The 6,876-nt window shown below is 64.1% G+C and carries 8 protein-coding genes, 1 tRNA gene and 1 pseudogene; 4 read left to right on the forward strand and 6 right to left on the reverse strand.

Going from position 1 to position 6,876, the window contains the following annotated elements:
• Positions 1-103: 103 nt before the first annotated feature.
• Positions 104-180: transfer RNA gene (locus tag LX81_RS21390), tRNA-Met, on the forward strand.
• Here the strand turns inward: LX81_RS21390 and LX81_RS23470 are convergent.
• From LX81_RS23470 to LX81_RS22660, 4 genes are read right to left on the reverse strand one after another with little or no spacing between them, the layout of a single operon-like run.
• Positions 137-1,783, reverse strand: coding sequence for a recombinase family protein (locus LX81_RS23470; RefSeq protein ID WP_111539125.1), 1,647 nt, complete (start codon positions 1,781-1,783; stop codon positions 137-139). The genes LX81_RS21390 and LX81_RS23470 overlap by 44 nt on opposite strands.
• Positions 1,780-2,823, reverse strand: coding sequence for a site-specific integrase (locus LX81_RS21400; RefSeq protein ID WP_111539269.1), 1,044 nt, complete (start codon positions 2,821-2,823; stop codon positions 1,780-1,782). Before LX81_RS21400 ends, LX81_RS23470 begins: the two co-directional genes overlap by 4 nt.
• On the reverse strand, positions 2,820-3,896 hold the full coding sequence (locus LX81_RS21405; protein WP_146259524.1) for a tyrosine-type recombinase/integrase: 1,077 nt from the start codon (positions 3,894-3,896) through the stop codon (positions 2,820-2,822). The genes LX81_RS21400 and LX81_RS21405 overlap by 4 nt, the downstream gene beginning before the upstream one ends.
• A 36-nt stretch (positions 3,897-3,932) precedes the next feature.
• Positions 3,933-4,082, reverse strand: coding sequence for a hypothetical protein (locus tag LX81_RS22660; protein WP_211322867.1), 150 nt, complete (start codon positions 4,080-4,082; stop codon positions 3,933-3,935).
• A 34-nt stretch (positions 4,083-4,116) separates the two neighbouring features.
• On the opposite strand from LX81_RS22660, the gene LX81_RS21410 reads away from it, so the two are divergent.
• Positions 4,117-4,596, forward strand: a complete 480-nt coding sequence (locus tag LX81_RS21410; RefSeq protein WP_111539271.1) for a hypothetical protein — start codon at positions 4,117-4,119, stop codon at positions 4,594-4,596.
• 143 nt (positions 4,597-4,739) lie between these two features.
• Here LX81_RS21410 and LX81_RS21415 read toward each other — a convergent pair whose 3' ends face one another.
• Positions 4,740-5,153 carry a hypothetical protein gene (locus LX81_RS21415; RefSeq protein ID WP_111539272.1) on the reverse strand — a complete coding sequence of 138 codons (414 nt, stop codon included), beginning with the start codon at positions 5,151-5,153 and terminating at the stop codon, positions 4,740-4,742.
• On the opposite strand from LX81_RS21415, the gene LX81_RS21420 reads away from it, so the two are divergent.
• Entirely contained in the window at positions 5,152-5,868 is a 717-nt protein-coding gene (locus LX81_RS21420) for a hypothetical protein (protein ID WP_111539273.1), read from the forward strand. The two genes, LX81_RS21415 and LX81_RS21420, sit on opposite strands and share 2 nt — an antisense overlap.
• A gap of 427 nt (positions 5,869-6,295) precedes the next feature.
• Here LX81_RS21420 and LX81_RS22430 read toward each other — a convergent pair whose 3' ends face one another.
• Positions 6,296-6,460 (reverse strand): hypothetical protein, encoded by a 165-nt coding sequence (locus LX81_RS22430; protein WP_170134090.1) that lies wholly within the window; start codon positions 6,458-6,460, stop codon positions 6,296-6,298.
• 120 nt (positions 6,461-6,580) lie between these two features.
• Here LX81_RS22430 and LX81_RS21430 point away from each other — a divergent pair.
• Positions 6,581-6,876 (forward strand): annotated as a pseudogene (locus LX81_RS21430) (transposase); the annotation flags it as partial.

Here is a 6,876-nt window from a genome sequence, read left to right on the forward strand (position 1 = left end):
TCTCTCAAAAACGATACAAGCAATCGATCTGCGGACCGGCCAACCGCAGATTACCTGTTCTCCATCCATAGAGACGCAGGAAAAAAATATCTGGCTCTTCTGACGCGGGATGGAGCAGTCCGGTAGCTCGTCAGGCTCATAACCTGAAGGTCGTAGGTTCAAATCCTACTCCCGCAACCACTTTTACCGAACACTGATCGACACCACGAAGCGCTCCCGGCGACGCTTCCTCGATCATGGCAGTGATCGCCCCCTCCAGTTCCAGAACAGGTCCGCCGGATGTCGTATCCGTGCGGACTTTGACGCGTTGGATCAGGCCGCGCAGCGTATCCAGCGCCTTTGGGCGGATCGTCGTGTCCTGCAGGCTTGCCGCGAGGTCCGCGACCTTGCGGCGGTACAACTCCGAGAGCCCCGGGTGCAGACGCACCGGTGAGGGCTCCGGGGTATTGAGCTGTGCCTCCAGTTCCGCCTTCCGCGCTTCGGCCTCTTCGAGCTTCTGCAGCAGACCCGGCGTTCGGAACCCATCCGCGATGGCGTCGTAGAGACCCGCCAACCTGTGCTCCGTCTCTTTGAGGGCCGCGCGGGTGCGCTTGCGGGTCTCGACCTCCTTTATGCGTTTGGCATTCACCGCGATACCGAAGGCGGCGACGAACTCGGCCACCGCGTCGGGCTGCATGAGACTGTCGCGGAGAAGATCGAGGACCGCCGCGTCCAGGTCTCCGCGCCGGTACGACTGGGGCTGGTCGCAGGTTCCGAACTTACGGGCATTGGTGCAGGCGAGGTAATCGCGGCCGACCGCCGTCACGGTCCCGCCATAAGCTGCGCAGACGATCTTGCCCGTCAGCAGGTGCTCGGCACGGCGCTTCTCCCAGAACCGGCTCTTCCTGATTCCCTGCACGGCGGGCGTGGCATCGATCTCGCCCTGCCGGGTCTTCACCTGGTGCCATAGATCATCTGAGACGATCCGCAGATCGGGGACTTCGTGGGTGATCCACTCGGCTTCCGACTTCATGCGTGAGACGCGCTTGCCGGTCGCCGGGTCCTTCACGTAGCGCATCCGGTTCCAGACCAGACGTCCGAGATAGAGCTTGTTGTTGAGGATACCGGTCCCGCGGGCGAGGTGACCGCGGATCGCGGTATCGCGCCAGAGCTTGCCCCGGGGACCGGGGAGGCCGTCGTCGTTCAGGTGCCGGACAATGGCGAGCGGCGTAGTGCCGTCCGCGAACTCCGCGAAGATACGCCGGACGATCGCCGCCTCGGTCTCGTTGATCGTCCGCTCGCCGGTCACGGGCTGGCCGTCGGTACCGAGGCGGCGGACGACATCGTAGCCAAAGGCATTGCCGCCGCCGGATTTGCCGGCTTCTACCCGACCACGGAGGCCGCGCCGGGTTTTGGCCGCGAGGTCCTTCAGGAAGAGCTGGTTCATGGTGCCCTTGAGGCCCACATGCAACTCGCTGATCTCGCCTTCGGATAGCGTTTCGATACCGGCCCCGTGGAACGATAGCTGCTTGTAGAGCGTGGCGACGTCTGCCTGGTCGCGGCTCAGCCGGTCCAGCGCCTCGCAGAGAACGACATCGATACGGCCGCGCGCGGCCTCGTCCAGCAGGCTCTGCAGGCCAGGGCGGTGCAGGGACGCGCCGGAGATCGCCATGTCGGTATAGGTCTGTGAAACGGTCCAACCGTTGCGGCTCGCGCGTTCCAGACACAGCCGGACCTGATCCTCGATGGAAGCGGCCTTCTGCATGGCCGACGAGTACCGGGCGTAGATGGCGACGCGGGTCATCGCGCTCTCCTCTTTCTGGCGGCAATCAGAGCGGCGTAGTCGCGTCCGGCCTCGATCGTCTGCGCATGGATATAGTGCCGCTCCGCGGTACCGGGTCCAGCGTGACCCAGCACGGACGGGATGAGGCGGGCGGCTTGCGGTGAAATCCGAACGAAGGTCGTGGCCGCCGCGTCGCGGAAGTAGTGCGGCGGGACACGGATGCCGGTCACGCGCAGGGTCGCCTCGGCAATGCGGGGTCCGATCGCGGCCTCCGTCATTCCACGGCCCGTCCGGTCGAGCCAGAGATGCGGGTCCTCGATCGTTCCGCGACGGGCCAGGATTGGCCTTGCCTCGACGAGATACGTGCGCAGGAAGCTCTCGACCTGTACCGGGACATCGCAGTCCCAGGGTTTGCCGGACTTCGTGTCGGCGGAGGCGAGAGCGATGACGATCCGATCTTCGGTCATGCTAATCGAGTTCCCGATGCGCAGGCGCGCGAGGGATCGGCGCCGCATCGGCAGGAGAGCTAGAAGCGCGATCATGGCGGCGTCGCGTAGCCCCATAGCCCGGGAGAGCGTGCCCTCGGGGCGGGCCATTGCCGTCTCCGACACCTCCGTGGCGACCTCGAGCAGATGCATGCTCGACAGGATGCGTCCCTGTTTACGCGCAGGATCGCCGCGTCCGGCGGCCTGCTTCAACCGCGCCTTGAGGCGCCGCTGCGCCGACCAGTCTCGATCCGGCCCCGCTGCCATCGCGATCCGCAGGACGCCGTCGACGAACATCAATCGCGTCATCGGGGCGGTGTGATCGAGCGCTCGAAGCCAGTCATGCAGATGATCCATCGTCGTCCGGTCGAGCGGCGCATGGGCAAGTGTCTCCGGTCGATCTGCGGAAAGCCAGCCGAGCCAGCGGCCGTATCGCGACATGAGGGTCTGGCGCGAGGTCTCGCGCAAATGGATGAGCGGACCGCGATCGTCGAGCGGGCCACCCGGTGCAAACAGGTTCTGCCAGAGTCTCCTGTCGTCTAGAGGCCAGGCGGCAAAGGGCAGGACGAGGCTCATCGCTTGCCTGCCTTCAGTTCGGCCATGAGATCGGAATAGGCGCGTGTCGCGGTCCGTACTTCCAGCCCGGAATACATATTGATCGTGTGGCTGAGATCGGAATGGCCGAGAAGACGCCGCGCGACTTCGTAGCCGCCCGGGTTGGCATCGAGCGACAGCATCACCGCGAAATGCCGGAAGAGATGCACGTTCATCTCGAGCCCCGTCTCCCGTCGCACCCGCTTGGCGATCCGGCCTGCAAGACAGCTCGGCTGGATCGGAGCCGCGCCGGTTCTCTGCGGAAAGAGATAGGGCGTGCCGTGAGGACAAAGATGCGGCGCGCGGGTGGCCAGATGCGCGTCGAGCAATCGGACGACATCGCATGGCAGCTCGAACTCGATCGCGCGGCCAGTCTTCGTATCCTCTTCCTCGAGTACGAGGTAGACCTTGCCGTCCCCGGGCCGTTGGATATGGCGGACGAGCTCGAGCGCCGCGAGGTTCTTCACGCGGATCGGACAATTAAGCAGGATCGCAATGGCAAGCGCATCTTCGCGCGCCACGAGGAGGCGGTGTCCTCCGCTCTTGACCGGGCGGGCGAAAACCTTGTCGGGGAGGTTGAGGATGCGGGTCTGATGTCTCGGCTCCTGCAGGACGCGAAGTCGGCCGCGGTTCTTCGGCGTCATCCCGACCTGGGGCCGAACGGCGAGCTTGCCCGCAAGCCGAGAAAGAGCCGCTCGATCCACTTCGGGCGCGATGAGCTTGTTTGCGAGATTGCCGAGGAGCCGCGCCATCTCGGAGATGTGTCGCGATGTCTCTCCACCATTGCGCGCCAGCATCTGCCGCAACCCGCGTTCGGCCAGGGCGGGACCCAGCAGGTTTCGCACGGAGACCAGGTCCGTGACGGCGACGCCGGCGTGGACGAGCTCGGAGGCAAAGCGCAGGAGTTGAATGCGGTACTGCCGAACGGTCTCGGGGCGAAGTGCCCGTCGGTAGCTCTCGTCATCGAGGATGTCCGGTTGGCCAAGCCAGGCGACGAGCCGATCGAGGTCTTCGCGGAACGACACGGGAAACGTCTCGGGCGGCAGACGGTACACGATCTGTCGCGAGGGCAGGGTGAGGCGGTGCCCGGGTCATCCCGAAATGCGCAACGTCGCCAGATTCCAACCATCCACCGCTGCGCGGAGAGCGACATACGGATCCTTGCCGATCTTGTTGATCTCCAGGGCCTGGTGAAACGCCTGCGCGTGATCGATGGTGACCTCGATTGGCGCGACGTTCATCCGTCTCAGGAAATTGCACAAAGCGGCATGTCGCTTGTGGGATCGTTGGATCGCGGGACGCCAGGACCGCGTCCCAAAGGGGGCGCCATTCGTCGTTAAGATCGCCGATCCGCCGGATGCGACGTTCGACGATGCCCGCTTCGACCATGGCCGCACGGGCATTGCTGACGATGTTGGTCCAGGTCTTCGGCTTCATTCCAAGCCGGGCGGCGTTGAGCTGCGCCAGCCTCAGTTGCAGCCATCTCGCATCCGAAGGCACGTCGCCCGGCGGCAGGCGGAGCGCATTGGCCACGCGCGTCAGACCGGAGATCAGATCGCGCTTGCGGGACGCGGGAAGATCACCGCGCTCCACGAGATCTTCCACGAGTTCGGCGAAGCTCGGCGTGGTCGTGAGAAGGAACGCGCGGTCGAGGGGAACGGGGAGGTGGAGCGTCATCGGGAAAGTCTTTCCTTGGTCATCTTTGGTCTCGGGTGGACCCGCGTGGACACGAGGTCCGATTCGGGAACACCTTAGCAGTACAAGTCCGCAACTTGCGGCCAGGGGGTTGTCCCGAAATCGGGTCAACACACTGACATAATTGGACATTCATGGTCGGGATTGCTCCGATGTCCTAGTGAGCCGCCGATGCACACAGCCGATGCAAAACGTCGAGGATGTCATCCTCGCCGATGCTCTTCGATGGTCGGACTGGACGCGCTTCGCATTTGTTTGCGACGTGCAACCCAGGCATCTCCGCGACGTCGTTTGAGAATCTCCAGGATGTTCCCGTAGTTCGGGCGGCGGCGGGGGTTCTCCATGACCCAGAAACGCAGTACGTCCCGGATTTGATCGACGGGCCAGTCTTCGAGCGCTTCTGTCCAATCCTCCATCTCGATGTGATCGACGACTTCGTCGGGGGCGGGCGTCCAGTATTGCCGCAGGGTCGCTTTAATCGCCGCGTTCAGCCTTGCGACGTGCCGCGCGTAGTCGTGCAAAGTCAGCGATGCGTTGGCTCTCAGGGTTTGCGTAGGCAGGGGGGCGAGTTGATACGGAATCTCCTCGACCACGTGCAGGATCAGTTCTGTCGACATGGGTGGGCTCCATGGGCTTTTGCTTCGCATCGCGAATTTGTCCGGCCAGGCGTTCGAGCGGCCGGGTGAAGTAGGTGAGGGTGGCGGGAGGACCGTCGCGCTTCTGGTGGGCAATCGTCGTGACGGCCTCCACAACCTGGTCTTCGGTCAAACCGAGATCAGCCAACCAGCGATGCGCCTCGATCATCTGTGCTTCGGTGCCGAGCTGTGGACCGTTCGGCCCGGTCGCTCCTGTGACTGGATCGACGTTGCAGGCACGGAGAAGACGGTCCCTGTATGGATCACCAGTCGGCGCGTCGCCCGAAGCCGACGCCTGCGTGATCGGTCGTATCTCTCCGGATCGAAATCGCGCGCGACTCCCACCACCACTACCAAATCTGGACTCGGGACTCTGGCTGGTATCGTCCGCGCAATGCCCGGGGCCTGCGTCCGCATCGCAGTAGCGTTGTTTTCCCTCATCTTTCTGCTCTTCCCCGCTCCATCTCTTCGTCGCGGCGTCAGTGGCTTTCCGCGTGCGGATTCGCCGATCTGCGAGCTGCTTCTCCGCCAAGGGAGCAGAAAGCCCGCCATCTGCCGCAGTCATCGTCCCGGTGCGGAGCAGCTGATCGAGCGCCTTGCGAGAGACGGATCTCGTGGTTCCGCACGTTCGCGCCAGACGGACATCGTCGCGCTTGATCGCGCCATCTTGCTCGGAAAATTTTGCAAAGCAGGGTAAGGAAGATCCCGCGTTCTGCGGCGGACAGGCCCATGCACGCCGCGAGGAAATCGCCCGTGAAGAGCTTGAGAAGCGGATAGCCGGTCATCGGTCAGTATCCCGATTGCGGATTGAAAGGAGGGGTGCCGTCGGACCAGCGACTGCATTGGAACGAAAAGGGCGGCGATCGAAGGCGGTGGCGAGAAATCCCAAGGCTGCGTGGGACAGTTCTCAAGTCCAATACAGGACCGCGCTGGTCGAATGGGTCTACCGATGCACGCGCCAACGATAGGCTGCATGGGCGTTGGGGTGGATGCGCAGGAGGCGACCGGCAGGACCGACGCGGATGACGTCGAGCAGTCCTGCCTAGATGGCGCGGCGGACCGTCTTCTCGGAGACGTCGTCCTCCGCGGCGACCTCCTTGACGGTCTTCAGACGAGCGGGGACGTTATTTGGTCTTCGGGGCATCGTCGGCATCCTCATGCGTGGTGAACTCGTCACGCATCTCCGCCGCGGCGGCGTCGCCAAGAAGGCGGGCCAGAACCATCAGGGCCGCATCGACCTTCGTAAGGTCGGCCCGGGTCTGATCGGATGAGGCGGGGGCGCGTGTCATGCCCTGACCGAAGCCACGGTGCTTAGGTTAATTTTAGGGTATTAATCGACACATTCGGGCATTGTTGCACGAAGTTTGCCTGGGATTCACATCAGGAGTCCTGCGACATAGCTAGGCGCCATGTCCAAGCCTGTGCCGACCCGCTACCGTACCCTGAACTGGTCATCCTACAACGCGCCGCTGCGTGAGCGTGGGTCGCTGACCGTCTGGCTCGACCCCGTTACACCATGGCATGCGGCGGCGTCCGGCAAGCGCGGGGCGCAGCCGGTCTACAGCGACGCCGCCATCCAGGCATGCCTGACGATGAAGGGTGAAGGGCGTCCCGGAAACAGGCCGGTGGCCTGTTTCAGCCCTGAACGGGCGGAGCCCCGGGCCTGTTCGGCCTGCCGTTGCGCCAGACGACCGGCTTCGTGGCG

Source organism: Palleronia aestuarii (assembly GCF_003253995.1).
In the GTDB taxonomy this organism is placed as follows: Bacteria; Pseudomonadota; Alphaproteobacteria; order Rhodobacterales; family Rhodobacteraceae; genus Palleronia; species Palleronia aestuarii.

Excerpts from the sequence above, each read along its gene's own strand:
- LX81_RS23470 (WP_111539125.1), bottom strand. The coding sequence starts at position 1,783 with ATGACCCGCGTCGCCATCTACGCCCGGTACTCGTCGGCCATGCAGAAG.
- LX81_RS21400 (WP_111539269.1), bottom strand. The coding sequence starts at position 2,823 with ATGAGCCTCGTCCTGCCCTTTGCCGCCTGGCCTCTAGACGACAGGAGA.
- LX81_RS22660 (WP_211322867.1), bottom strand. The coding sequence starts at position 4,082 with ATGAACGTCGCGCCAATCGAGGTCACCATCGATCACGCGCAGGCGTTT.
- LX81_RS21420 (WP_111539273.1), top strand. The coding sequence starts at position 5,152 with ATGGGTGGGCTCCATGGGCTTTTGCTTCGCATCGCGAATTTGTCCGGC.
- LX81_RS21415 (WP_111539272.1), bottom strand. The coding sequence starts at position 5,153 with ATGTCGACAGAACTGATCCTGCACGTGGTCGAGGAGATTCCGTATCAA.
- LX81_RS22430 (WP_170134090.1), bottom strand. The coding sequence starts at position 6,460 with ATGACACGCGCCCCCGCCTCATCCGATCAGACCCGGGCCGACCTTACG.